The organism is Sphingomonas aurea (genome assembly GCF_030678875.1).
Lineage (GTDB): Bacteria > Pseudomonadota > Alphaproteobacteria > Sphingomonadales > Sphingomonadaceae > Sphingomonas > Sphingomonas aurea.
Map to the genome: position 1 here is coordinate 113,652 of NZ_JAUUDS010000002.1, position 24,784 is coordinate 138,435.

General features: G+C 63.5%; 22 protein-coding genes. 16 read left to right on the plus strand and 6 right to left on the minus strand.

Annotated features, from left to right (window positions below; genetic code table 11):
- Positions 1-172: 172 nt before the first annotated feature.
- From Q5H91_RS06640 to Q5H91_RS06660, 5 genes are all read left to right on the plus strand, one after another.
- The gene (locus Q5H91_RS06640) at positions 173-1,189 is read left to right on the plus strand and encodes an alpha/beta fold hydrolase (protein WP_305172514.1); all 1,017 of its coding nucleotides are present in this window, start codon (positions 173-175) and stop codon (positions 1,187-1,189) included.
- A 92-nt stretch (positions 1,190-1,281) separates the two neighbouring features.
- Complete coding sequence (locus Q5H91_RS06645) at positions 1,282-1,593, plus strand: hypothetical protein (protein WP_305172515.1); 312 nt, start codon at positions 1,282-1,284, stop codon at positions 1,591-1,593.
- A gap of 50 nt (positions 1,594-1,643) precedes the next feature.
- Complete coding sequence (locus tag Q5H91_RS06650; RefSeq protein WP_305172516.1) at positions 1,644-2,237, plus strand: serine hydrolase domain-containing protein; 594 nt, start codon at positions 1,644-1,646, stop codon at positions 2,235-2,237.
- A 333-nt stretch (positions 2,238-2,570) separates the two neighbouring features.
- Positions 2,571-4,655 carry a hybrid sensor histidine kinase/response regulator gene (locus Q5H91_RS06655; protein ID WP_305172517.1) on the plus strand — a complete coding sequence of 695 codons (2,085 nt, stop codon included), beginning with the start codon at positions 2,571-2,573 and terminating at the stop codon, positions 4,653-4,655.
- Positions 4,656-4,779: 124 nt separating this feature from the next.
- Positions 4,780-8,022 (plus strand): PAS domain S-box protein, encoded by a 3,243-nt coding sequence (locus Q5H91_RS06660; RefSeq protein WP_305172518.1) that lies wholly within the window; start codon positions 4,780-4,782, stop codon positions 8,020-8,022.
- Between the two features lie 209 nt (positions 8,023-8,231).
- Here Q5H91_RS06660 and Q5H91_RS06665 read toward each other — a convergent pair whose 3' ends face one another.
- Positions 8,232-9,311: a sodium:calcium antiporter gene (locus Q5H91_RS06665; RefSeq protein ID WP_305172519.1), complete on the minus strand. Its 1,080-nt coding sequence runs from the start codon at positions 9,309-9,311 to the stop codon at positions 8,232-8,234.
- Positions 9,312-9,434: 123 nt separating this feature from the next.
- Here Q5H91_RS06665 and Q5H91_RS06670 point away from each other — a divergent pair, with 123 nt between their 5' ends.
- Positions 9,435-10,601 (plus strand): cation:proton antiporter, encoded by a 1,167-nt coding sequence (locus Q5H91_RS06670; RefSeq protein WP_305172520.1) that lies wholly within the window; start codon positions 9,435-9,437, stop codon positions 10,599-10,601.
- A gap of 224 nt (positions 10,602-10,825) precedes the next feature.
- Here the strand turns inward: Q5H91_RS06670 and Q5H91_RS06675 are convergent, their stop codons facing one another.
- Complete coding sequence (locus Q5H91_RS06675) at positions 10,826-11,656, minus strand: aldo/keto reductase (protein WP_305172521.1); 831 nt, start codon at positions 11,654-11,656, stop codon at positions 10,826-10,828.
- Between the two features lie 90 nt (positions 11,657-11,746).
- Here Q5H91_RS06675 and Q5H91_RS06680 point away from each other — a divergent pair, with 90 nt between their 5' ends.
- From Q5H91_RS06680 to Q5H91_RS06695, 4 genes are all read left to right on the plus strand, one after another.
- Positions 11,747-12,055 (plus strand): hypothetical protein, encoded by a 309-nt coding sequence (locus tag Q5H91_RS06680; protein WP_305172522.1) that lies wholly within the window; start codon positions 11,747-11,749, stop codon positions 12,053-12,055.
- Position 12,056: 1 nt separating this feature from the next.
- Positions 12,057-12,563, plus strand: a complete 507-nt coding sequence (locus tag Q5H91_RS06685; RefSeq protein ID WP_305172523.1) for a nucleoside deaminase — start codon at positions 12,057-12,059, stop codon at positions 12,561-12,563.
- Positions 12,560-12,760: a ComEA family DNA-binding protein gene (locus Q5H91_RS06690; protein WP_305172524.1), complete on the plus strand. Its 201-nt coding sequence runs from the start codon at positions 12,560-12,562 to the stop codon at positions 12,758-12,760. The genes Q5H91_RS06685 and Q5H91_RS06690 overlap by 4 nt, the downstream gene beginning before the upstream one ends.
- Before the next feature lie 189 nt (positions 12,761-12,949).
- Positions 12,950-13,729: an SDR family oxidoreductase gene (locus Q5H91_RS06695; protein WP_305172525.1), complete on the plus strand. Its 780-nt coding sequence runs from the start codon at positions 12,950-12,952 to the stop codon at positions 13,727-13,729.
- Positions 13,730-14,270: 541 nt separating this feature from the next.
- On the opposite strand, the gene Q5H91_RS06700 is transcribed toward Q5H91_RS06695, so the two are convergent.
- Together Q5H91_RS06700 and Q5H91_RS06705 are read right to left on the minus strand one after the other, a co-directional pair.
- Positions 14,271-15,839, minus strand: coding sequence for a methyl-accepting chemotaxis protein (locus tag Q5H91_RS06700; RefSeq protein WP_305172526.1), 1,569 nt, complete (start codon positions 15,837-15,839; stop codon positions 14,271-14,273).
- Positions 15,836-16,417: a hypothetical protein gene (locus tag Q5H91_RS06705; protein WP_305172527.1), complete on the minus strand. Its 582-nt coding sequence runs from the start codon at positions 16,415-16,417 to the stop codon at positions 15,836-15,838. The genes Q5H91_RS06700 and Q5H91_RS06705 overlap by 4 nt, the downstream gene beginning before the upstream one ends.
- Before the next feature lie 971 nt (positions 16,418-17,388).
- Here Q5H91_RS06705 and Q5H91_RS06710 point away from each other — a divergent pair.
- Complete coding sequence (locus tag Q5H91_RS06710) at positions 17,389-17,622, plus strand: DUF6894 family protein (protein WP_305172528.1); 234 nt, start codon at positions 17,389-17,391, stop codon at positions 17,620-17,622.
- Positions 17,623-17,683: 61 nt separating this feature from the next.
- On the opposite strand, the gene Q5H91_RS06715 is transcribed toward Q5H91_RS06710, so the two are convergent.
- Positions 17,684-18,463 carry an EAL domain-containing protein gene (locus Q5H91_RS06715; protein WP_441347523.1) on the minus strand — a complete coding sequence of 260 codons (780 nt, stop codon included), beginning with the start codon at positions 18,461-18,463 and terminating at the stop codon, positions 17,684-17,686.
- 431 nt (positions 18,464-18,894) lie between these two features.
- Entirely contained in the window at positions 18,895-19,173 is a 279-nt protein-coding gene (locus tag Q5H91_RS16535) for a DUF6440 family protein (protein ID WP_370655243.1), read from the minus strand.
- A 464-nt stretch (positions 19,174-19,637) separates the two neighbouring features.
- Between Q5H91_RS16535 and Q5H91_RS06720 the strand changes: the two genes are divergently transcribed.
- The 5 genes from Q5H91_RS06720 to Q5H91_RS06740 all read left to right on the plus strand — a co-directional run bounded on the left by Q5H91_RS06720 (position 19,638) and on the right by Q5H91_RS06740 (position 24,779).
- Positions 19,638-20,513 (plus strand): SDR family oxidoreductase, encoded by an 876-nt coding sequence (locus tag Q5H91_RS06720; RefSeq protein ID WP_305172529.1) that lies wholly within the window; start codon positions 19,638-19,640, stop codon positions 20,511-20,513.
- A 651-nt stretch (positions 20,514-21,164) separates the two neighbouring features.
- Entirely contained in the window at positions 21,165-22,151 is a 987-nt protein-coding gene (locus tag Q5H91_RS06725; RefSeq protein WP_305172530.1) for an L-dopachrome tautomerase-related protein, read from the plus strand.
- Positions 22,152-22,159: 8 nt separating this feature from the next.
- Entirely contained in the window at positions 22,160-23,245 is a 1,086-nt protein-coding gene (locus Q5H91_RS06730) for a catalase family protein (protein WP_305172531.1), read from the plus strand.
- Positions 23,242-23,769 (plus strand): (2Fe-2S)-binding protein, encoded by a 528-nt coding sequence (locus tag Q5H91_RS06735; RefSeq protein ID WP_305172532.1) that lies wholly within the window; start codon positions 23,242-23,244, stop codon positions 23,767-23,769. Before Q5H91_RS06730 ends, Q5H91_RS06735 begins: the two co-directional genes overlap by 4 nt.
- Complete coding sequence (locus tag Q5H91_RS06740) at positions 23,766-24,779, plus strand: FAD binding domain-containing protein (protein WP_305172533.1); 1,014 nt, start codon at positions 23,766-23,768, stop codon at positions 24,777-24,779. Before Q5H91_RS06735 ends, Q5H91_RS06740 begins: the two co-directional genes overlap by 4 nt.
- Positions 24,780-24,784: the final 5 nt, after the last annotated feature.

Sequence of the window (24,784 nt, forward strand, 5' to 3'; positions counted from 1 at the left end):
ATCCTAAAGCCGGGATGCGGCCCGGTTGCGGTTAATCACGTCCTTTTCAGCTACTGTCGGTCATGACCCAGATGTGGACGCTCAGCGTGCCTTGGCCGTCACCCTGAAGAAGCCGCTCGTTAATCTTAGTGGAACGGCAGCTTATCGCTCACGGATACGGCGGACGGGGCCGATGGTTATCGGTTCTGTGCCACACTGGATCATCACCGCCGCCGCCTGTTCGATCGCCCTCTCGTCACCGGTCAGCGCTCAGACCGCCCCCCTCGGTGCCGATCTGCAGCGCTTCGACTATCCTGCCCCCGTTCACTGGTTCGAGACGAGCTCGCAGGATCGGCCAGTCCGCATGGCCTATCTCGACATCCAACCGACGGCGACCCCGAACGGCGCGACGGTCGTCCTCTTGCACGGCAAGAACTTCTGCGCGGCGACCTGGGGCGATACCGCTCAAGGGCTCGCCGCTGCAGGCTATCGCGTGATCGCGCCAGACCAGATCGGCTTCTGCAAGTCATCTAAGCCCGCCGGCTACCAGTACAGCTTCCACACCATGGCGACGCTCACCGGAGCGTTACTCGACATGGCCGGCGTGAAGAAGGTCATCCTCGTCGGCCACTCGACCGGCGGCATCCTCGCCGCACGCTTTGCGCTCCTCCACCCCGATCGCGTGTCGCAGCTGGTGCTGGTCAATCCGCTGGGGCTCAACGATACGCTGGCCGAGGGCGTGTCCTATTCCGACCTTGGCAAGCTGCGCGCCGAGGAGGCGAAGACGAACGCCGCGTCGATCAAGGCCTATCAGCTCCGCAACTATTATCACGGGGTCTGGCGTCTAGCCTATGACCGCTGGGTTGCGATGCTGGCCGGTCAATATGCCGGCCCCGATGGCGACACGGTGCGAGACGCGCAGGCACGCCTGTCGGACATGATCCAGACGCAGCCGGTCGCGGCCGAGCTGCCGCGCCTAGCGGTGCCAACCACGCTCATCATCGGCCAGCGCGACCTCACCGCCTTTCGCGCCAACAGCGCGCCCGTGGATCGGCGCGCACGCATCCGCACGGTGCCGCAGGCCGCAGAGGAGGCGGTGAAGCGCATCCCCGGCGCCTGCCTCATCCGCCTGGACGATCTCGGCCACTCGCCGCAGGTCGAAGCGCCCGCCGAGTTCCTGCAATCGCTCCGCTCTGCGATGACGCCGTGAAGCGGTATGCCTGCGCGCTGGCGCTCCTCCTCGCCAGCGGTTGCGATGCTGCACCTGCGCCACGGCAAGCGGCCGTATCCAGCCCGGTTGAGATGCGCGGCCTGGACAGCGCCATGCTCGCCGATACCGTCGCCCAGGCCCGACGTCTTCCCCGGCTTCGTTCGCTGCTGATCCTGCGCGACGGACAGGTGCTGGCCGAACAGCGCTTCAATGGCGGGCCACCGCTCGATCGTCCGGTCAACATCAAGTCCGCATCGAAGTCGGTGCTGTCCGCACTTGTCGGTATAGCAATCGCACGAGGCGTGCTGACCGGCGTCGACCAGCGCGCCCTATCAGTCCTCGGCAGTGAGGCACCGCCCGATCCCGATCCGCACCTCACCCGTCTGACCGTGAGGACCTGCTGACGATGCGTGCGGGGTTGGGGCGGACGTCAGGCGACAATTACAGACGCTGGGTGTCCAGTCGCAACTGGGTCCGCTTCGCGCTTGCCCGCCCACTTGTCGACAAGCCGGGCGGCGCGATGCTCTATTCGACCGGCAACACGCATCTGCTGTCGGCGATGTTGACCCGCGCGTCGGGACGCGACACCCATGCCTTGATGCGCGATTGGCTGGCGGAGCCGCTCGGCATCGCAATCCCGCCATGGTCGCAAGATCCGCAGGGCATCTATTTTGGCGGCAACGACATGATGATGTCGCCGCGCAGTCTAGCGCGGTTCGGCGAACTCTATCGCCTGGGCGGCGTGATCGACGGACGGCGGATTGTGCCTGCGCGCTGGATCGAGGAAAGCTGGACCCCGCGCACCGTCTCGCCGTGGAGCGGTGGACAATATGGCTATGGCTGGTTCGTTGGCACCAGTCGTGGCCATCCGTTGCGCTTCGCCTGGGGCTATGGCGGGCAGATGCTGTTTATCGTGCCGGACCTGAAGCTGACGGTCGTCATGACCTCCGATCCCGGCGGCGCGCGCGACAATGGTCATATCGCTGCGCTCCACAGACTCCTCGATGACGGGATCGTGCCCGCGGCTGAGCGAGGTGATGCGCCGTAATGCTCCCGGTGGTGAAGATGCTGCGGTTCAAATGGTCTATGCAGTAGTCCGGCAGAAGCAATACCTATTGAAAGGAACGTGCCCGAGCGGGCTTGACCCATTTAAAGTCATTCGCAGGCCGGTTACCGGCTCTTACTTCCGGTCATTTGTTTATCGAGCGGCTCAGCTCGCATCTACGCTACTTGATCAGCCGTTGGCATAGCCACGCGGTTGTACGAAGAAGGCCGATCGGCGCGATCTGTCGCGCGCCATGGTAACAGCTGCCACAATCTCGTGAGACCAACCGGCTTCATGATCGTTTAAACGCGTCTTGCGTCAGTCACACGGGTTCCAATGGCCTCCCCTCCCTATCGCGTTTCCACAGACCTGCCCAGGCCACTGCGCTTCCTAGCAGGCGGTGGAGAGGCCACGCGCCTCATTCTTGAGCGCGATTGGTCCGGCCACCCCTTGGGACCGCCCGAGAGCTGGCCCGACATCCTGAAGTCGAACCTAAGCACCGTCCTGAACTCGCCAGAGTCGATGATCCTGGCATGGGGTACGGACCGCCTCACCTTCTTCTTCAACGAGACATATTTCCCGCTGCTGGGGCCGCGGCTCTCGTGGGCGATGGGATCGCCGTTCGACGAAGTATGGGCCGATGCCTGGGCGCAGGCCAAGCCGATTATCGACGATGCCTTTGCGGGACGGAGCCAGCGCTTCAACGACCTGCCTTGGAAGCTCGATACTGATCGCGGTCCCGCCGATACTTGGTTCACCTTCTCCTACTCACGCGTGCTCGATCCGCGCGGCGAGGTGGCGGGCCTATTCATCCTCACCAACGAGACAACGGCGCGTGTCCTCGCCGATGCGGCGCTCGCCCGCAGCCAGGACGAACTGCGCGAGGCCAACCGGATGCTCGAGGTTAGGGTGGAGCAGCGCACCGTCGAGCGCGACCGGGTGTGGCAGCTGACTAACGACCTGATGGCGACCGCACGACTCGACGGTCACCTCGTCCAGGTGAATCCGGCGTGGGAGCGCCTCCTCGGCTGGACGGAGGAGGAGTTGCTGACCCGTCCCTTCATCGAGATCGTCGCGGCCGATGACCATGCCGAGACCGCGGACGTAGTCGCCCGCCTGTCCGCGGGCGAGGTCGTCTCCGGCTTCGTCGATCACGTACTGACCAAGGACGGCGGCGCACGGACGATTATGTGGACCGCCGTTCCGGAGGCCGGGTCGGACCTCTTCTACATCATCGGCCGCGATCTGACCGAGCAGCACAACGTCGAAGAGGCGCTTCGCCAAGCTCAGAAGATGCAGGCGGTCGGCCAGCTGACCGGGGGGCTGGCGCACGACTTCAACAACCTGCTGACCGGCATGATGGGCAACCTAGAGCTTCTGCAGCTCCGCCTTGCGGGCGGACGGCTGGACGATCTCGACCGCTTCGTGCTGGCGGCACAGGGGGCTGGCCGCCGGGCAGCGGCCCTTACCCAGCGGCTGCTCGCCTTCTCCCGCCGTCAGACGCTTGATCCTAGGCCTGCCGACGTGAACCGGCTGATTGCGGGCATGGAGGATCTCATCCGCCGTACGGTCGGTCCGGCCAATGAGCTGGAGGTGGTAGGTGCAGGCGGGCTGTGGACGGCGAACATCGACGCGGGCCAGCTGGAGAACGCGATCCTGAACCTGTGCATCAACGCTCGCGACGCGATGCCCGATGGTGGTCGCATCACCATCGAAACCGCGAATAAATGGTTGGACGAGCGGACCGCCCGCAGCCGCGACCTCGATCCAGGCCAGTATCTGTCCGTGTGCGTCACCGACACCGGCACCGGAATGGACGCCGAAACCGCGCAACGCGCGTTCGAGCCCTTCTTCACCACTAAGCCGATTGGCCAAGGCACAGGCCTGGGCCTGTCCATGATCTACGGCTTCGCCCGCCAGTCAGGCGGGCAGGTTCGCATCTATTCCGAGCCGCGCATGGGCACGACCGTATGCGTATACCTGCCCCGGCACGTCGGAGCGCCGCCTGAAGAGGCGGGCGACGACAAGGGTATCAGCGTCGTCAGTTCCGGCAGCGGCACCGTCTTGGTCGTCGACGACGAGGCGACGATCCGCCACCTGATCGATGAGGTGCTCGACGATGCCGGCTACACCGTCATTAACGCAGCGGATGGAGCGGCAGGGCTCAAGGTCCTTCAGTCGGGCGCGCGGATCGACCTGCTGATCACCGACGTCGGGCTACCCGGCGGTATCAACGGCCGACAGGTTGCAGACGCTGCGCGTCATCTGCGTCCCGGCCTGAAAGTGCTGTTCATCACAGGCTACGCCGAGAACGCGGCGGTCGGCAACGGTCATCTCGAGCACGGCATGGAGCTGCTGACCAAGCCCTTCTCCATTGATGCCCTGACCGGCAAGGTTGGCGACATGATGAAGAGGGGCTGATGCGGCCTGATCCCGCTTTGTCCTCGCCGCATGTTGCTGCTATCGTGCGATAATCGCGGCCAGCCGGGGGGCGGTGGCGATCTCGCCCATCGCAACCTCCCGCTCGACAGCGAACCCTGAACTTGTGGCCAACGACGACCGCCTTGCCGAAGACCCGATGATCGCCGAGGCGGACCGCCTCGCCGCACTCCAGCGTCACGACATTCTCGACACATCGGCCGACGGTCGTTTCGACCGTATCGTCGCGCTGGTCCGGAACGTCTGTCGCGTGCCGGTCGCGCTGGTCAGCCTCGTCGATGCCGATCGCCAGTGGTTCAAGGCGAGGAACGGTGTCGAGATCGACCAGCCGCCGCTCGACACCTCGGTCTGCGCGCTCGCCATCCGCCAACGAGACCTGTTCCAGATCGAGGATCTGGCCGCCGACCCCCGCACGTTCGGGATGTCGCTGGTCACTGGCGAGCCACACCTCCGCTTCTACGCCGGCGCGCCGCTGATCACACGGGATGGACTGGCCCTCGGCAGCCTGTGCGCGATCGACACGAAGCCCAGGGCTGGCGGTCTCGATGGGGATCAGGCCGACGCGCTCGTCCTGCTGGCACAACAGGTCGTCGAGCTGATCGAGAACAGCGACGCGATCGAGAGCCGAACGCACGCGATGGCGCTCGACCAGGCCGAGCGTCGCGCCCGCGAGGATGAGGACCGCTATCACGCCATCGTGAACTCGGCGATCGACAACGCCATCATCGCCATGGACGCTGACGGGATCGTCACGAGCTGGAGCTCGGGTGCCGAGCGCATCTTCGGGTGGAGCGAGGCGGACATGTGCGGTAGCCGTGCCGACCGCTTCTTCACGCCGGAAGACCGCGAGGCGGGCATACCCGATCGCGAGTTCGCCATTGCTCGCAGGGACGGCCGCGCTTCAGACGAGCGATGGCACCTGCGCAAGGACGGAAGCCGCTTCTTCGCGCACGGGGCGATGACGCCACTGAAGGGCTCGGGTCGGCCTGGATATGTGAAGGCGGTGCGCGACATCACCGCCGAGCACGAGACGAAGGCGGCGCTCGAGGACGCCCGCCGATCGGCCGAGTTGATGACCGCGGCCGCGCGGCTCGGCACGTTCGACTACGATCTCGTCCGGGACACGCTGAGCTGGGACGATGGCTGTCGCGCGCTGTTCGGGCTGCCGCCAGGCGCACCGGTCACCTACCAGGAGGCGTTCCTCCTTGGCGTGCATCCCGACGATCGCGCCGGTGCCGACACTGCTGTGGCGACAGCCTTGGACCCGTCCGGTACGGGCAGGTTCGAGACCGATTATCGGACGGTCGGCATCGAAGACGGCGTGCTCCGGCATGTCGCGGCACGCGGACAGACTTTGTTTGAGCACGGTCGCGCCGTTCGGTTGCTCGGCACCGTGCAGGACGTCACCGAAGCACGGATCGCCGAGACGCGATTGCGGGAGACCGAGCAGCGGCTTCGCTTTGCCAATCGCGCCACCAACGACGCCATCTGGGACTGGGATCTGGTGCGCGACCACGTCACGTGGAACGAGGCGATCGAGCAGGCGCACGGTCATCGCCTTGATCGAGTCGAGCCGACCGGTGCCTGGTGGATCGAGCACATTCACCCGGAGGATCGCGCCCGGATCGACGCCAGCATTCACGCAGTGATCGACAGCGGCGCCACCGACTGGAGCGACAATTACCGTTTCCTGCGAGCTGACGGCAGCTATGCCGACATACGCGACCGGGGCTATGTAATACGCGACGAAGCCGGGCACCCGTTGCGTATGGTCGGCGCCATGTTGGATCTGACCGAGCAGATGCGCGTGGAACGCGAGCTCCGGCGCAGGGCTACCGACTTGGCCGAGCGGGTCGAGGCGAGCGCCGCGGAAGTTGAACGCCTCTGGAACGCATCTCCGGACCTCCTCGTGCTGGCCGATCCGAATGGCATCTATCGCCGGGTGAGCCCCGCGTGGACGACGATGCTGGGCTATTCCCCGGAGGAGGTGGTCGGACGCGATCACACCGCGTTCGTGCATCCCGATGATCTGCCCGCAACGCGGCAAGCGCTCGGGATCGCCCAGGTGGGCGAGTTGCCGGCGTATCTCTGCCGCTTCCGCCACAAGGACGGCACCTATCGATGGCTCTCATGGGCCGCGGCGCCCAGCGAGGGCGACATCTTCGCGATCGGGCGCGACGTTACCGCTACGCGCGAGGCAGAAGAGGTGCTGCGTCAAACTGAGGATGCGCTACGTCAGTCGCAGAAGGTGGAGGCTGTCGGCCAGCTCACTGGCGGCGTCGCGCACGACTTCAACAACCTGCTGACGGTGATCCGGGGCTCCGTCGACCTTCTGCGTCGCCCTGGTCTCAGCGACGAGAAGCGGATCCGCTACGTCGACGCGATCGCGGATACGGCGGACCGCGCGACCAAGCTGACGAGTCAACTTCTCGCCTTCGCGCGCAGGCAGACGCTGCAGCCGCAGGTGTTCGATGCCGCGGTGAATGTCGGTTCGCTCGCTGACATGCTCCAGACGCTCACGGGATCAAGGATCGAGGCTCGATACGAGCTGGAGGACAAGTCGACGCCGGTCATGGCCGATCCGAGCCAATTTGACACCGCGATCGTCAACATGGCTGTCAATGCCCGTGACGCGATGAACGGCGAAGGACAGCTCACGATAGCAGTCAGCATCGTGCCCGAACTGCCGGCGCTGCGCAGTCATGCAGCGCTGTGGGCACCGCACGTTGCGATCTCAATTTCGGACACGGGTATGGGTATTCCCGCAGACCAGCTCGACCGCGTTTTCGAACCTTTTTTCACGACGAAGGAAGTAGGCCATGGCACCGGGCTGGGCCTCAGTCAGGTCTTCGGGTTTGCAAAGCAGTCCTCAGGCGACGTGGCTGTGGAGAGCGTTGTCGGCCGCGGTACCACCTTCATCCTCTACCTGCCGCTTGCGGCAGGGGCCGATGCGCAAGCCGAGGCAAGTCGGCCTGTCGTCCAGCCGCTTGAGGCGGACGCCTGCATTCTGGTGGTCGAGGATAACAAGGATGTGGGCGAGTTCGCGACCCGGGCGCTTACTGAACTGGGTCATGGATCGTACTGGGTGCAGGACGCCGAGGCTGCCTTGGCTGAACTGAAGCGATCACCGGGTCGATACGATATCGTTTTCACCGACGTGGTGATGCCCGGACGTTCGGGCATCGATCTCGCTGCCGACATCGCCGACAGGTATCCGGATTTGCCCGTGGTCCTCACGAGCGGTTACAGCCATGTGCTAGCTCAAGAGGGAACGAGAGGATTAACCCTGTTGCGCAAGCCCTATTCGCTAGATGAACTCGCCCAAGTGCTCGCCCGTGCAATTAGCTGATTAACGCGACCATGTTGTTGCAAGTGGCACCGTGTCGTAACTGTTGCCCTTGCTCATGCACTTGGCTTCAGGCCCACCTACATCAATGACCTATGTGTGGACATCTGTGGCCTTTCTCGCCACCCGCTTCCGGACATCCATTCACCTTCCATAATCTTCTTTACGACGCTAGTCTTTTCACCCGCGAATAAAGCGTCAGAAAGTCTCGTTCAGCCGCCGTGACCGGTTGATATAGCGAACAGGCCACCCACGCCGAGAGCATAGAGGGTGAGCACGGCGAAGGAGTCGACTCCCATCCGCCAGACTTGCCACTTGGGACGGAAAATCAGGCCAGCGGCGTAGACGCAGGTCAGAAGCACGCCGAGACCCGCCAGATATATGTCACTCGCCTGCGCATCAGGCAGCACCGCCTTGCCGGATATGACGACGGCAACGAGGAAAAGGACCGGAAGAAAGGCGTTGCCGCCGAAGATGTCACTGACGGCGAGCTGATAGTCCTTCATCCGTACTGAGGTGATGCCGGTCGACAGTTCGGGCAGCGAGGTGGCGGCCGCAAGCACCGTTGCGCCGAACAGGACGCCGCTGAGACCGATCTGCTGGGCGATGGCATCGCCGCTCCGCTCCAGCAGCACGCCGGCTGCCAAGGTCGCCAACGCAGCCGCGCCGAACACCAGTGCAACGCGGACCGTGCTCTCGCCCTGCTGCTCGGACGCGTCATCCTTCTTTGCCTGCGAGTGGCCCTTGGGTTCTTCCTGGCCATCAGGCGCAGTGCCGCTCGTATCGTGCCACGGCAGCCCCTTGCTGGCTTGGCTGGAAAGCCACACGCCGATCACCCACAAGACGGCGATCAACACAGCCCCAGGCGTCAGGCGGGCGGCGATCAACGTGCCGGGCAATTGCGTCGCCATGATCGACACGATCAGCACCACCATGACCAGTACCGCTTCCACGACCAGCGTGAGGCTGGCAGCGCGATAGGTAAGAGGCACCTTCTCCTTCATAGCAATGTCCATTGCCACCAGCGCAACCGTCTGGATCGCGATGCCGCCGAGGATGTTGCCGACCGCCACGCCCAGATTGCCCGCAAGCGCGGCGCTGATCGTGATCGCGACCTCAGGCAGGTTGGTGGCCACTGCGAGCACGATGATGCCGCCAAGCGCCTTGCCGAGATGGAGGCGCGAGGAGAGAATGTCCGTCGTGTCGGCGAGCTTCACGCCCGCGATCCAGATGACGCCCGCGCAGGTGGCGAAAATCGCGAGTAACGCCGGCAGACCAAGTCCGTTGAACATGCGCAACCTTCAGATGGTCAGTGAGCAGGCAAATCTGAGCGGTTCAGCTCATCAGGCGTTCCATGACGCTTCGCATCTGAGAGAGGACCAATGGCAGAGATAGGACTGACGGAGCTCGGCACAATGTTAGTCGTGGCCTCGCTGGTGGCGATGCTGTCCCGGCGCATCGGTCTTCCCTACACTGCAGGTCTCGTCCTCGCGGGCATAGGCCTCGCTTATGTGCCGGTTGGCGCCGACCTGCCGCTGTCGCGCGAGCTGATATTCAACGTCTTTTTGCCGCCGCTGATCTTCGAAGCGGCGATGCAGCTTCGTTGGTCACGGTTCCGAACGGAGATGCCGCTCACGATCGTGCTAGCCTTTGCCGGTGTGGCGATCAGTGCGGCGGTGGTGACGGCGGGCATGCACCTGCTGCTAGGCTGGAGTTTGCTCGGCGCGGCGTTCTTCGGTGTGCTGATTGCCGCGACCGACCCGGTGTCAGTGATCGCCGCTTTCAAGGAGATGAAGGCGGAACTTAGGCTCAGTATGGTAGTCGAGTCCGAGAGCCTGCTTAACGACGGCGTCGCCGCAGTCGGCTTCGCGATCCTCGTCGGCATCGCCAATGGTGGGGCGCTGACCGCGTCTGGGGCGTCGCTCGCACTGTTGTGGACGGTCGCAGGCGGCGTCGCTATCGGCGCCGTGGTCGGCATGGCCGTGCTGGCCGTCGCGGGGCGAACGACGGATCACCTGGTCGAGGTCACGCTGACGACCGTCGTCGCCTGGGGATCGTTCCTTCTGGCAGAGCATGTTCATGCATCAGGCGTCTTCGCCGCTCTGGCGGCCGGCCTGATTATCGGCAATGTCGGACCACGCGGGACGATCTCGGTTGCCGGCCGCCAACACGTGCTAGACTTTTGGGCCTATGCCGCCTTCCTTGCCAACTCCTGCCTGTTCCTGCTGATCGGCAGCCACGAAGCGCACCAACCGATCACATTGGTATCGCTGCCTTTGGTCGTTGCGATTATCCTGACGCTGATCGGTCGCGCAGCAGCAGTTTATCCCCTTGCCCTGCCGTTCGCTCGATCCGGGCTGCGGCTTCCAGCGACTTATCAACATGTTCTGGTATGGGGCGGCCTGCGCGGCGCTGTCGGGCTGGCGCTTGCCCTGGCGGTGCCAGCCAGTGTCGCCGAACGGGGCGAGATCGTCGTTATCACCTTCGGCGTGGTGGCCTTCTCGATCTTCGCGCAAGGGTTGACCATACCGTCGCTGCTGCGCCGCTGGTGTCTGACGGGATCGGCCGAGGCAGGGCATTGAGACGGCCTTATCCGGGACCGGCGCAGCTCACCGTTCCTTCGTTGTTCGAAGGGGAACGTCAACAGCCATGCGCTGCGCCAATCCCGCTCAGGCCTTTTTCAACGGTCTCGGACGGTCGGGGTATCTGCTGATCTGCCGCTCGCTGCTGTACTGACCCAGTTCCCGCCATTCAGCCTCACCACTTCGCTATCCAGAACCAGACATTCGTTCAGCAGCCGGCGGCCCTAAAGCATAGCAAGCGGCACGGGAACGCTCGGCAGTGGAAACATGGCGTCGAGCCGAGCCACAGTCTCGGGCGACAGCGCGAGGTCGGCGGCAGTGCGATTCTCTCGTACATGCTCGACAGTACCGGCTTTAGGGATCGCGATCACGTCGTCGCGCGCCAGCAGCCACGCGAGCGCGACTTGCGCCGGCGTAACGCCAAGCTCGCTCGCCAGTGTACGCAGCCCTTGATCCGCGACGAGCCGGCCCTGTTCGACCGGGCTATACGCCATCATCGGCATCCGCCGCACCGCCAGCCACGGCAGCAGGTCATGCTCGGGACCGCGGCGTGTCAGGTTGTAAAGGATCTGGTCAGTCGCGCACGCCTTTCCGCCCGCCGCTACGAGTTCTTCCATGTCGTCGGTATCGAGATTGCTGACTCCCCAGCGCAGGATCTTGCCGGCGTCTACCAGCCGCTCCATCGCCTCCACCGTCTCGCCGAGTGGCACCCTGCCGCGCCAATGCAGGAGGTACAGATCAAGCCGATCGGTGCCGAGCCGTTCCAGGCTCGCCTCGCATGCAGGGGGCAGTCCGCTGCGGGAGGCGTTCTGCGGATAGGCCTTGCTGACCAGAAAGACGTCATCCCGACGGCCCGCCAGCGCCTCGCCGACCAGCCGCTCGGATTCGCCATCCGCATACATCTCCGCGGTGTCGATCAGCGTCATGCCGAGGTCGATGCCGGCACGCAGCGCCGCGATCTCATCGCTCCGGCGCTGCGGGTCTTCAGCCATCATCCAGGTACCTTGACCCAAGGCAGGCACATCGGTGCCATCAGGCATGCGAACGGTTTTCATCGACGGCTAACGCGCGATACGCGGACCCGGTGCCTCCCCAGGCGTTATGCCCCCGACCCCGGCCCCTGTCGGCGGCACGGGAGAACGATCATGGGCACGACTCTGACCGCCACCTTCGAGACGCGGCGGGAGGCTGAGATGACGGTTGAGCGCCTGGTGCAGGAGCACGGTGTCGAGCGAACGGACGTTTTCATCGCAGCGGACGGCAACGAAAACAGCGCAGGCGAAGAACAGGCAGGTTCCGACGGGGAAGCGGGCGAGCCCAGTCCAGAGCCGCGCGGAGACGCACCGCTGCACGGAGCCGTCAGCGTATCGGTCGACATCGAGGACGACGAGAAGGCCGCCAAAGTCCGCGAAGGCTTCGCCGAGTTCCACGCCGACGACGTGAGCGAGGCCTGAGATGGCAGGCACTGCCCTTGCGCCGATGGATGAGCACTGGATGCGCCGCGCGATCGAGGTCGCGCGATCCAGGGGCTCCGATCCTTCGACCTCCCCGCTTGGCTGCGTGATCGTGCTCGACGGGCGCGAGATCGCGGCAGAGCGTAACCAGACCCAAGATTTGCCGGACGCCACCGCACACGCGGAGATGATGGCGATCCGCCGGGCGTGCGAGGGCATCGGCGAGATGGAACTGCGCGGCGCGACGCTCTACTCGACGCTCCAGCCGTGCGGCATGTGCACCATGGCCTCGATCTGGTCCAAGGTCGGGCGCGTGGTCTACGGCGCGGGACGCGACGACGTGCATCCAATGTATTTTGAGGCACGGCACGTCGACACGCTGTCGTTCATCACTGACGCCTACCGCGACGACATCACGATCGAGGGCAGCTGCCTGCGAGCGGAATGCGCGAAGCTCTACTACCCGCCGGACGCCGATCTACCACGCGACGAGCAGGCAAACCTGTGAGCGGGCCCGACTGCATCGACATTAATGTAGCCACCGCAGAGGAAATCGACGCTCATCCCGCGCTCAAGGGGCACGGCTTTGAGATCGTCCGCTACCGCGAAGAGCGTGGCCGTTACGATGCGCTGCGACAGCTGGAGGAGGTGCCCGGCCTGACAGGCAAGGTTGCAGGGCTGGATGGAATAGTGCGCTTCGGCTGACATCAGGCCCGCCCGGTGACCGCCAATAGTTGTTACGACCCAGTTGCAGTCATTCAGGACAGGTTGAGGCTCTACCAAACTCGGTCGCTGGTTCAGGTATGTCGCCGCGCCGGCCCACACATCAATGAACGATCTGGTGCGGCGATCATTCTGAGCCGAAGACCCTTCCCCGATCCGGAGCGATCAACCATGAAGATTAGCGGCAACACGATCCTGATGACGGGTGGAGGAAGCGGTATCGGTGAAGCGCTGGCGCACCGCTTTCATGATCGCGGTGACACGGTGATAATTGCCGGGCGGCGCCAAGAGGCGCTCCAGAGGGCAGCGAATGGGCGTGATCGCATCCATACCATGACGTTAGATGTCGAAGACGCTGCGGCGGTCGACGATTTCGCCAAGCGGGTCGTCGCCGACTTTCCGGCGCTGAACGTGCTGTTCAACAACGCCGGCATCATGAAGTTCGAGGATTTGACGGGCCGGCGCGACCTGGCCGACGCCGAAGCGACGCTGGCGATCAATATACTCGGCACGATCCGACTGACGAACGCGCTGATCGACCATCTTGCGGGTCAGCCCGATGCTGCGATCGTCACGGTCACCTCGGGCCTCGCCTATGTGCCGCTGGTTGCGGCGCCAACTTACTCGGCGAGCAAGGCAGCGATTCACTCCTACACCGTCTCGCTTCGGACCCAGCTAGCGGGCAAAGTCGAGGTGATCGAGCTGGCGCCGCCAGGCGTGCAGACCGACCTCACACCAGGACAGGCGAACCGACCAGGCTACATGCCGCTCGACGCGTTCGCCGACGCTGTCGCCATGCAATTCGCCCAGCAGCCAACGCCAGCCGAAATCCTCGTCGACGAGGTCCAGTTCCTGCGTCAGGCCGAACGTGATGGTCGTTTCGACGAGACGTTGAAGACGCTTACAGAGCGCGCCGCCAAGCAGCGCGAAGAGGGTAACCGACGAAGCTGATCGTGCTGCCCGTCAGGCGGCGTGCCACACGCCTTCCGAGATGCGTGAGGCTTTGCCGCCGTACGGGCCTCAGAACGAAATTGAACGCCTTTTCCGAAGCATCATGGTCGAAGCATAGTAGAGCGGCACGCGGATCGCGCCCAGCCATTATACTGCTTGCGGTATCGTGATTGTCTTAACCCAGGAGACGTCGTTCAATCCGCCCCCCGGCAGGCCAGTTCCGGACATCGGTTTAATCTATGCGTTGTCGCGCGGTTGAACATGACACACGGTGCCGGTGCCATTCGATTTCTGCGTCCGCTGTTTTGGGACGACATACGTCTGAGAGCCCCCTTGAATTTTGGCTTAGCGGGAGCCGCGGCGCCGTATCGCTGCCAATTGCGCAGCTACCGCCCGCGCCGATGCTAACCCGGCTCATGGCAGTAGCGGCCCCGCATTTCGTAGACATGTGCCTAGCAGGACAGAAGTGGGTCCATAAGATATGTTTTACATGCACCGGCTGTCATAGCGCTTGCGATTGCCGGATCTCACGTGGCTACAGTTAAGCCGCAAGTGCCTCTTCAGCCTGTAAAAATGAGACGAACAGATCAGTCGAGCTTCGAAGCTCGCGGGCGCTGTTTGCGAGTTCGCTCGCGCTGCCGCGGACCTTGGTGGAAAGGCTGGATGCGGCGCTGATCGCCAATGCCGCTCTGCCGACCTCCGTTTCGATCTGTGACGTCTGGCGGGCAATCCGCTCTGCCCCGTTGTTGACTTCGTCGGTGCGCAGCCGATGTTCGACGATCGCATTTGAAATCGATGACGCGGCAGTCGATACCTCGACGATAGCTTGGTTGACGCCGCCTAGCTTTTCTGCGGTCTCCGCCACACCCTCCCTGATGCCGGCAATAAGGTTGCGAATGCGTTCGCTGGCTCGGCCGGTCTCGGCAGACAGCGCCTTGACCTCGTTCGCTACGACCGCAAAGCCCCGGCCGGCTTCTCCTGCGCGAGCGGCTTCGATCGTTGCGTTCAGGGAAAGCAGCGTTGTCCTGGTCGCGATCTGCTGAATGTCGTCGAGAAAGCCTTCGATCTTGATCGCGCGCTCTTCCAGTGTGTGCACAGTCAAAACCGTCTGTTCCGCCTCGAGGCTTGCCACGGCCGTGACTCTCGTCTGCTCGTCGACCGTACCCGCCACCGATCGGATCGATCCGGACAGCGTTCGAATAGACCCGGCCACGGCTGCGATATCGATCGCGGCTTGCGACGCGCCGGCGGCAACATTCACCGCATCGCGCGATGCATCGGCACTGACATCCTCTAGACGGACCGCCGTCCCTTCGAGTTGGCCGATCGCCTGACCGATCACCTTCACCACCGATGTCACCGATCGGTCGAACTCGTTAGCCAGGAGAAGCAATTCTCCGCGTCGCTCGACCGCGATCCGGGCGGCCTGCGCTTCTCGCGCTTGTCGCTCGCGCGTGGCGGCCTGCTCGGCGACCCGAGCCTGTTCCATCGCCTCTTCGCTGCGCCGGCATTCCTGCTCGGCCTTGATCGCAGAGGCGCTCGCCAGTGCAAAGGCTTCCTCTTGCGATCGGAACAGGCGCACGAGCTGGATGGTGAACAGCGACAAGGCGCCGAATTGCAGGCTGACCGCAACGGCGTGGAACAGCACACGGCCCAGATTGCCACTGCCCGTGAAAACCCATTCCGGTTCGAGCCATTCGAGCCCGAGATGGTGGATCGCCGTGAGCACGGTCGCCAGCAGAATTGGCCTCCAGTCGGCTACGACAATGAGGGCCGCTGTGGCGACGAAGAAGAACATGTGCGCGTCCATTTGCCAGGGATGGCCTTGCAGAAGGAACACAAGCAGCGCTGGCATGACGGCGGCCGGAACACCAAGCCCCAGCCTCGCCTCCGCATCGAAGCGTCCGCGCAGCGCCATGTACGTCGGCCCCGCATTCGCCAGTGAACCGACAATCAGGAGGGGCGTACCGACGCCGCCTTGCAATACCAGGTCGACTAGCAACATGAGCGCAAGCGAAATCCAGCCGATCACCGCCCATGCCTGAATGCCATGGCGGCGCAACCGATCGAGGGTGTTGGCTGACGTTGCGGCACCCACCACTTTCATCATGCCGCAGCCTTAGGTGACGGCTCGCCGCAGCCCGACGGCGTCGGCGCAAGCATGAGCACGCTCCAGGGATGAAAATGCGCGGCGATCTGCGCGCGGTTGCCTATCACGACAAGCGAGCGTGGCAATGCGCCAGGGCCGAGAATGCGTGCATCGCCAGCTGATGCTCCGATCAGCACGCTATTCGCGTCAGATCCATCGACCGGGACAAGAAGAATCCGACCTGACGCAGGCGGCCACAACGCCAGCATCAGCAATCCAAGGATCGCTAACGACACTTGCACTACGATCATGATCGAGCCGCGGCGGTTTCGCATCGAACACGCGTACTGCTTGATGGTAAACAAGCTATAATCACGGCACCTGGCAATCGCGCGATGGGCTTCTCGCAAATGCGCAACAGCGAACTCTTCCCCCTGGCCCTCGATGTTTCCCCGCGGCGCTCGTCCCAGCCACGCCGCCGTGGGCGGAAGACATCTGAGGTTGGCAACAAGATCGCAGAGACGTTGGAAAGGCAACGATGACCCAAGTGCGGTTATTCGGCTCGGTAACGCCAGTTCCAGCTTCAGTCGTTTGTTCATCTGGCGTCTGCGGTATTTGGACCGCGCATTACGCGCATGGGTTAGAGGCACTCGAACGCACCGCGTGCATGCGGTACAGGATCGAGACAATCGCTACATCAATCGTGACGCCACTCCGTTGGGGTGTGATGTACGAGTTGCGGGATGGCTGCGACCGTAAACCACAGCGTTCCCAGGCGCCTCAAACGCTGCTCGGGGCGGGACCGACCGATGCCGCGTGTGCGTGTTCGGACAATGATGTGCTCAGGACAGGTTGCGATGGGTTGCCAGTTTTGCATCGACGCTTTCATCAGTGCGGTAGAGTAGGGCAACGTCTCCGGCGAGCGGGTGGTGGTTGCTGCCGGAGACGTCTCGAAGCCCTGAAAGGGCAGCAACAGATACGGCGCAGACCCGAAGCAGGATGCCAGCTTTTACAGTGACATGGATCAGTATGCCTCTTCCCGAGAAGCGTCTCCGTTAGCGAGCTGTCACCGACGATCGGAGAGGTGGACGCATTCGTGACCGCAGGCACCTAATCGATTAGCGTCCCCTACGAGCGGCGGATCAGATAACCACTGGTAAGTCAGAGCGTTGAGAGAGCGAGACGATGCTCGCCCACCACAAGCGTCTGCTTGTTCCATCCAGCTTGATGTACAAACGCGGATGTTGGTCTTCTGGCATCTGCAACGCGGTTGCGACCAGTTCGGCGAGGGTTCCGTCAGCGATTTTGGTAGGGAAGATCGCATTGCGTTCGGAGGCTAGACAAAGGCAGGCATGATCCCACCACCTGGTGTGCGGCATCGAAAACAATCTCGCTGTCGTTGCTCGGATAGCGTGCACAACGTCAGAGTGAAGCTGTTGGAAGCACAGCAAAAATCCGCTTCTGCGTCCCGTTTCGGGATGCGCTTCCGAGCTGGCGCAGCGCGAGCCAAGCGGCACTTTAGCGAGTAACGAGGCGTTCGCGCGTAAGGTCACAATTTACTCGAGGTGCCATGACGACATTCTATCTGCGCTTGGCCGGCCCTGCCCGGGAGCGCACCCCGATTGAAGCCGAAGATGTCGCACAGGCGCGGAACGAAGCCGTAAGGTATCTTGGCCGGTATCTGTCCGAGCATCCCGACTTCGCCGATGAGGGCCACTGGCAGCTCAACATCGAGAACGAGACCGGCCAATCGCTGGTTCACGTCATCGTTGCAACGGTGATCCCTCGTAGCGCTTCTAAGTAGCCATCTCTCTTTCTAATATGGAGCTGAAAACCTCCAGGGCCAGGCCGAATGCGAAGGGGCGCTAGGCAGCCCTGGTGTTCCGATCATCAAAAAATGATGACGCCGGCAGGGACATGAAGCCTGGCCTAGCGAGCAGATAGCCTTGGATGTAGCGTATGCCGAGTTCCTTGAGGACGGTGTACTCCGCTGTCGTCTCTACACCTTCCGCAATGACCGTGATGCCGAGCGACCTAGCGATGCGGACGACCCCCTCGACGATCATGCGTCTTGGCATGCTCTGCTCGATGCCTCGGATAAGCTCCATGTCGAGCTTGATGTAATCTGTCTGGAATTTGGCGAGAAGGCCCAAACCAGCGTGACCAGCACCGAAATCGTCAATGGCGGTGCCAAAGCCCATTTTGGTATAGCTCTCGATGATGGTCTTTACGTGTTCCGTGTCCGTCATCTCCTCATTCTCGGTGAACTCGAAGATGAGCCGCTCAGTAGGAAACTTGGTAGCACGGGCTGTTTTGAGGGTAAGCTGGATGCAGGCGAGCGGCGAGTAGACGGCATTTGGAAGAAAGTTGATCGATAGCTTTGCGTCCGTCTCGAGAATTCCTGCAGCCACTGCCCCCTCGATCGCAGCTACCCGGCACTGCTGGTCGAAGGCATACCGGTTCTCGGAAGTGACGCTCGACAGCACTGTCGCGGCGCTCTCTCCATTGCTACCGCGGACGAGCGCTTCAAACGCAAAGGGACGCTGTGTTACGATGTCGAGAATTGGCTGGAAGGCCATCGCGATGTTAAACGCGTGCTTCCCTGAGCGGCAGCCTTGGCATCCCAATTTCGCATCAACTTGCATGTCTGCAAGGCTAAGCGATTGATCCTAAGCCTTTATGAATGAAGCAACCGACCCCACTGGATTATGGCTCCGCTGCGAGCATCAGCTTGAACGGTGCAATCACCTTACTTCAGGGTGCTAGCAAAGCAACTGCACAGGCCGGACTCCTGGTGCGGCCCTACCTAGATTGCCTGCTTTCTAGCAGGCAATCGGTACCGGCCCCTTGGCCAAGCCGAGCGATTCCGCAGCACTGACAGCCTATGCGGCATGCTCGACGTTCTATGAAGTACTCGTTAGCGGCCAACCCAACATAGTCGGTGCGTTACGTTTGACAGCACCTGCCCGAATGATCCAACGCGGTGGACACTGCTTGTCGGTCGCACCCTCGATGTCCATGATGCCGACACCTGACCATCGAACGACGGCGAAGCCGTTTATGCCACCGTGCTCCTTCAGAGCTGCGACTTACAGATAGGCCTCCCATCGGGTGCAAGACGCGGTGTCATTGCGCCACGCTGGCGGCGTTCCCATAGCAAATACTGGCAGCCAGTCTCTGGGTCGCGCCATACGCGAACTTCTTCGCCGCCTGCTCGTGCGCTGCGAACCTTGCCCTCGACTGTCGTCGCATTAATCGGCGCTGCGTCGAATTTGTCACAGGCGGTCAAAGCGACGGCGATGAAACCACTGAACGCTAGTGCTGATCGTTGCACGTTAAAGCCCTCCTTTGGCACGAATTTTCTGAACGTTACGGCTCGTCGACGATCACGCAAGCTCAACGTCCCTTGGTAGGCACCATGCGCGAAAACATCATCTTGCGACGCCTTGGGGCAGCGCCGTCCGCACGTGCTACTCAAGGTGTGTTGCCGCAACTGCTCCGCTCAGCGCCGAAGTCCGGCGTGAGCAGCCGCTCAAGACGCGGCGGAGAATATCCAGTTGCGGTCATCAGAAGCCCGTTAAGCGGTTCCCGACTTCTACCTCTTGTTCATCTCGATCATCACAGCTAGAATCAGCCGAATGGCAGAGAAGTAGCACGATAATTCAGGGTCAATCGGTCGTCCACTCTGTTGCGCGTAAGCGCTCGAGTCTTGCCGCGAACAGCGGACGTCCCAAGGCGATCTCTGCACAGGTACCCCGCTTCGCCGGAGCGTTCCCCCGTCCTGCATCGTTGGGCTTGGGTGCATCAGACAGGACGGCCATGATCGACGATCCCCGCAGCAGCGAACCGACCAGTTTTCCCGACGAGTCGACCCAGCCCCGACCGGGTCTGGAGCAGTCTATGCGCACCAAGCCGGATCACGGCGAGAGAGACTATGTGGGAAAGGGCGCGCTCGAGGGCCGCGCTGCTTTGATCACCGGCGGCGACTCGGGAATCGGAAAGGCGGTCGCCATCGCCTTCGCGCGCGAAGGCTCCGACATCGCCATCTCCTATCTCACCGACGAGCAGGCCGATGCCGAGGATACCCGTGCCTGGGTCGAGAATGCGGGCCGCCGCTGCCTGCTGCTGCCCGGCGACATCCGCGACCGCGACCATTGCGCCGAACTCGTCGCGCGCACCGTGGCCGAGTTCGGACGGATCGATGTCCTCGTCAACAACGCCGCCGCGCAGACGATCAACGAGGACCTGGGCGACATCGACGACGACGAGATGCAGGGCGCCTTCGCCGCCAACGTCTTCGCGATGATCCGCCTTGCTAAGGCTGCCGTCCCGCACATGAAGCCGGGCGCCGCGATCATCAACACGACCAGCATCCAGGCCAAGGTCGCGACCGAGAACATGATCGTCTACGCGACCACCAAGGGCGCGATTTCGAGCCTCACTATCGGTTTGTCCAACCTGCTCGCGCCCAAGGGCATCCGCGTCAACGCGGTAGCGCCCGGCCCCGTGTGGACGCCGATCCAGCCGATCGCCAAGGAGTCGGACGAGCTCGAGACGCTCGGCCAGAACACGCCGCTCGGTCGCGCTGGCCAGCCGGGCGAGCTCGCCGGCGCCTACGTCCTCCTCGCCTCGGCGGAGGGCAGCTACATGACCGGAACGGTGATCCCGGTGACCGGCGGAATGCCGATGTACTGACCCGGCCCGCTTCCCATCTTCTTCGATCTCGACAGGAACACCATGACAGCGTTTACCGCCCTCGACGCTGGCCACGGCGGCGAAACTCATGAGGTCGCCGACGACGATCATCCGGGGTGCTGTCAGTCTACCGTCGGCGGGATCGGCCACGCGCTTGGCCAGGCGGGAGAGCCGATCGATGACGGCGGTGCAGCGCTCGCTCGTAGTTTCCCGAGGTTTGCCGACGATCTCGCATGGTAGACCGAGGCCGCGCGTGAGCAGCGCTTGTGGGTCGCCCCACCCTACTGAACGTAGGGACCCACTGAACGTAGGGACCCAAAGCCGGTCATTCAAGATTGGTTTTCAACCCACCAACTTCTGCCATTCGTTCATCACGACTACAGACGCGGTTTTCGGGGGCTAACGGAGCGCTTTTGCCTGGCGATGGTTTACCTGCTCGGAAGCTCCGATATCAAAACGCCGCTAAGTGGCTGATTAATCTAGATCAGCGATGTGGAGCGTGGGAACGAGGCGCGCTTGGCAGGTGTTCTTAGCTCTACTTGAGAGCGGAGCATCTAAATGGAAGACGCTAGCCCTACATTCCTGTCCCGCGCCAAGGAAGCCATCGGCCTTGCCGGGCCGCTAACGGAAGTAGCTTCTTTCGATCATCAGGTGACTGGCGTAGCAGTCGCCGGAAACGGGCGGCGTTTCGTCAACTTCCCGCGCTGGACAGACGACGCGCCGATCTCGGTGGCGGAGGTGATGGAGGACGGGACGCTCCGGCCCTATCCTGACGACAAGTGGAACAGCTGGCGCAACGCCAAGGCAAACGAGATGCCGGTCGCCGACTATTTCGTTTGTGTCCAGTCGATCGTGCCCGATGGTCACGGCAATCTCTGGGTGCTCGACCCGGGTGCACCCGGCAACGAGAAAATCCTCCCCGGCGCGCCCAAGCTGGTGCGCATCGACCTCGCCGACAACGCGGTGACCAAGGTCATTCCTGTCGCCGAAGACGTGGCGTTGCAGGGGACCTACCTCAACGACATCCGCTTCTCGCCCGATGGCAAGACAGGTTATATTACTGACAGCGGCACGCGCGGGGCGATCATCGTCGTGGACCTGGAGAGCGGTGACGGTTGGCGGGCGCTCGACGGGCATCCGTCGACCCAGATCGACAAGTCCGTCACCGTAGCGATCGAGGGCGAACCGCTGCGCCGTCCCGACGGCCGCCAGCCCGACTTCGCCTCTGACGGCATCGCGATCTCGAATGATGGCCGGACGCTCTACTATCAGGCGCTGACCGGCGAGACGCTCTACTCGATCGACACGTCGCTGCTGGAGCAGAATGTAGATGAGGATCGTCGCGGCGCGGGCGTGAAGACCGTGGCGCGGACCCACGTCGCCGACGGGTTGTGGATGAGCAAGGCGGGCGTGCTCTATCTGACCTCGCCCACCGACTATTCGGTCAAGCGGCTGACCGAAAGGGGGGTGGAGACGGTGCTGACCGACCGCCGGCTCCGCTGGCCGGACACCTTCTCCGAGGGGCCGGACGGGACAATGTACCTCACGGCAAGTCATATCCAGGACACGCCGTGGTTCACACCCGGCGCGCCGCCGTCGATCAAGACCCAGCTCTTCTCCTTCCCGCCCGTCCAATAAGGAACGCCATGCCCTACCTGCGCTACAGCGACGACATCGAGACCCTCGAGGACGGGGAGCAGGAGTCGATCGACGGCATCATCAAGGGCATGACCCAGGAGAGCGAGATCGTCGAGAAGCGCGAGGGACATGCCGCCCGTGCCAGCCACGCCAAGAGCACGGCCTGCGTCGTCGGCGAGATGACGGTCGCGGACGACCTGCCGCCCGAACTGGCACAAGGACTGTTCGCCAAGGGTGGCACCTATCCGGTCGCGGTCCGCTTCGCGCAGGGACCGGGCGAGACGCTCGGCGACCGCGTGTCCACCCACCGCGGCATGGCGATCAAGGTGTTCGGGGTCGAGGGCGAGAAATTGCCCGGCCACGATGCCGACACCCAGGACTTCGTGCTTGCCAGCGGCCCGACCTTTCCCGCCGGCACCGCCGCGGGGTTTCTGCGCCAGGCCAAGAAGATCGGCGCGACCACGCCGATGCCCGAGGGCGTCAAGAGCGCCGCCTCCTCGATCGCGCGCAACATCAACAAATTGCTGAACGCAGTTGCGGGCGGACCCAGTCCGACGCTCGACTTCTACGGCCACCCGGACAGTCATCCGATCGACGATTATTATTTCAGCCAGTGCCCGATACGCTACGGCGGCCATGTGGCGAAGCTCGGCACCTTCCCCGCCTCGACCTACCAGGACGCGCTAAACGACTGGCAGCTCGATCCGCACCAGGACGAGGACGGCTTCCGCCATGCCGCGATCGACTATTTCAGCGAGCACGACGCCGTCTTCGACCTGCGCGTGCAGCTCTGGGCCAACGCGGAGACCCAGCCGATCGAGGATGCCTCGGTCGAGTGGCCCGCGCAGGACAGCCAGTACCGGACCGTCGCGACCATCCGCCTGCCGCGCCAGGCGGCCTATAGCGCGGAACGCGTCCGCTACTTCGACGAGGTGATGACGTTCCGCCCCGCGCACAGCCTGGCGGCGCATCGTCCGCTCGGCGGCGTGATGCGCGCGCGGCTCCAGGTCTACCAGGCGCTCAGCGACTTCCGCCACCGCGAGAACGGCGTCGCCGCGGCCAACACCGCTTCCATCGAGGAGATACCGGCATGAACGACGCCGTGACCATCGACCGCGCGACGGCGTCACGCGTCGCGTCGCGCCGGATTGAAACGCTGCCGCTGTCGTTGGCGATCAACGGCGAGGCGCGAGAGTTGCAGGTCGAGCCGTGGACGACGCTCCTCGACCTGTTGCGCGACAAGCTCGACCTGACCGGGACCAAGAAGGGCTGCGACCATGGCCAGTGTGGTGCCTGCACCGTGCTGGTCGACGGCAAGCGAATTAATTCTTGCCTGAAGCTGGCGGTGACGCTGGACGGAGCGGAGATCACCACCATCGAGGGGCTTGGCCAGCCTGGAGAACTCCACCCGCTCCAGGCCGCGTTCATCGAGCACGACGCCTTCCAGTGCGGCTATTGTACGCCGGGCCAGATCTGCTCTGCGCAGGGGCTCATCAACGAGGGACACGCGAAGGACCGGCAGGACGTGCGCGAGCAGATGAGCGGCAATCTTTGCCGCTGCGGCGCCTACACCAACATCGCCGATGCGGTGCTCGAGGTCATGGAGAAGCAGTCATGATCCGCTTCGACTATGCCCGGCCTGGCGACGTCGCCGAGGCCGTCCGCGACGGCGCAGGCGACCACGTTGCCTATCTGGCAGGCGGCACCAACCTCATCGACCTGATGAAGGAGAATGTCGCGCGACCACTCGAGGTCGTCGACATCAACCGGTTGCCGTTGGCGCAGATCACCGACCTGGACGATGGTAGCCTCCGACTTGGTGCGCTCGCGACCAACGCCGACACTGCCTATGACGAGCGGGTCCAGGCACGCTATCCGCTGCTTGCCTCCGCGATCCTGGCGGGCGCGTCGCCGCAGCTGCGTAACGCCGCGACCAACGGCGGCAACCTCAACCAGCGCACCCGCTGCTATTACTTTTACGACGTCGACACGCCTTGCAACAAGCGCGTGCCTGGCCAGGGCTGCGGCGCGATCGGCGGGGTCAATCGCATCCACGCCATCCTGGGCGCGAGCGACCAATGCATCGCGACGCACCCATCGGACATGTGCGTCGCGCTCGCCGCGCTGAAGGCGCAGGTGCAGGTGACGGGGCCGGAGGGGGATCGCACGATCGCCTTCGCCGACTACCACCGGCTGCCCGGCGACGAGCCGTGGCGCGACAACACGCTTAAGCGCGGCGAGCTGGTCACCGCCATCGACCTGCCGGCGGAGGATTTCTCGACCAACTACACCTACCTCAAGCTGCGCGACCGACTGTCCTACGCCTTCGCACTCGTCTCGGCGGCGGTGGCGATGCGGCTGGAAGGCGATCGGATCGCCGACGTCCGGATCGCGCTCGGTGGTGTAGCCCACAAGCCATGGCGCCGAATCGAGGCTGAAGAGGCGATCAAGAACGAGCGTCCGTCCGACACGGTGTTCGACACCGCCGCCCGTGCGCTCCTAGCTGGTGCGATCGGCCAGGGCGATAACAGCTTCAAGATCGAGCTCGCGCGCAAGGCCATCATCCGTGCGTTGGGCCAAGCCGCCGCGGGTACGCCGCAGTCTCAGACCGACAAGCGCATTCGCTGAGGATC

Coding starts and splice junctions, on each gene's coding strand:
- Q5H91_RS06640 (WP_305172514.1), top strand. CDS start 173: ATGGTTATCGGTTCTGTGCCACACTGGATCATCACCGCCGCCGCCTGT.
- Q5H91_RS06645 (WP_305172515.1), top strand. CDS start 1,282: ATGCGCGGCCTGGACAGCGCCATGCTCGCCGATACCGTCGCCCAGGCC.
- Q5H91_RS06655 (WP_305172517.1), top strand. CDS start 2,571: ATGGCCTCCCCTCCCTATCGCGTTTCCACAGACCTGCCCAGGCCACTG.
- Q5H91_RS06665 (WP_305172519.1), bottom strand. CDS start 9,311: ATGTTCAACGGACTTGGTCTGCCGGCGTTACTCGCGATTTTCGCCACC.
- Q5H91_RS06670 (WP_305172520.1), top strand. CDS start 9,435: ATGTTAGTCGTGGCCTCGCTGGTGGCGATGCTGTCCCGGCGCATCGGT.
- Q5H91_RS06675 (WP_305172521.1), bottom strand. CDS start 11,656: ATGAAAACCGTTCGCATGCCTGATGGCACCGATGTGCCTGCCTTGGGT.
- Q5H91_RS06680 (WP_305172522.1), top strand. CDS start 11,747: ATGGGCACGACTCTGACCGCCACCTTCGAGACGCGGCGGGAGGCTGAG.
- Q5H91_RS06685 (WP_305172523.1), top strand. CDS start 12,057: ATGGCAGGCACTGCCCTTGCGCCGATGGATGAGCACTGGATGCGCCGC.
- Q5H91_RS06695 (WP_305172525.1), top strand. CDS start 12,950: ATGAAGATTAGCGGCAACACGATCCTGATGACGGGTGGAGGAAGCGGT.
- Q5H91_RS06700 (WP_305172526.1), bottom strand. CDS start 15,839: ATGATGAAAGTGGTGGGTGCCGCAACGTCAGCCAACACCCTCGATCGG.
- Q5H91_RS06705 (WP_305172527.1), bottom strand. CDS start 16,417: ATGAACAAACGACTGAAGCTGGAACTGGCGTTACCGAGCCGAATAACC.
- Q5H91_RS06710 (WP_305172528.1), top strand. CDS start 17,389: ATGACGACATTCTATCTGCGCTTGGCCGGCCCTGCCCGGGAGCGCACC.
- Q5H91_RS06715 (WP_441347523.1), bottom strand. CDS start 18,463: ATGCAAGTTGATGCGAAATTGGGATGCCAAGGCTGCCGCTCAGGGAAG.
- Q5H91_RS06720 (WP_305172529.1), top strand. CDS start 19,638: ATGATCGACGATCCCCGCAGCAGCGAACCGACCAGTTTTCCCGACGAG.
- Q5H91_RS06730 (WP_305172531.1), top strand. CDS start 22,160: ATGCCCTACCTGCGCTACAGCGACGACATCGAGACCCTCGAGGACGGG.
- Q5H91_RS06735 (WP_305172532.1), top strand. CDS start 23,242: ATGAACGACGCCGTGACCATCGACCGCGCGACGGCGTCACGCGTCGCG.
- Q5H91_RS06740 (WP_305172533.1), top strand. CDS start 23,766: ATGATCCGCTTCGACTATGCCCGGCCTGGCGACGTCGCCGAGGCCGTC.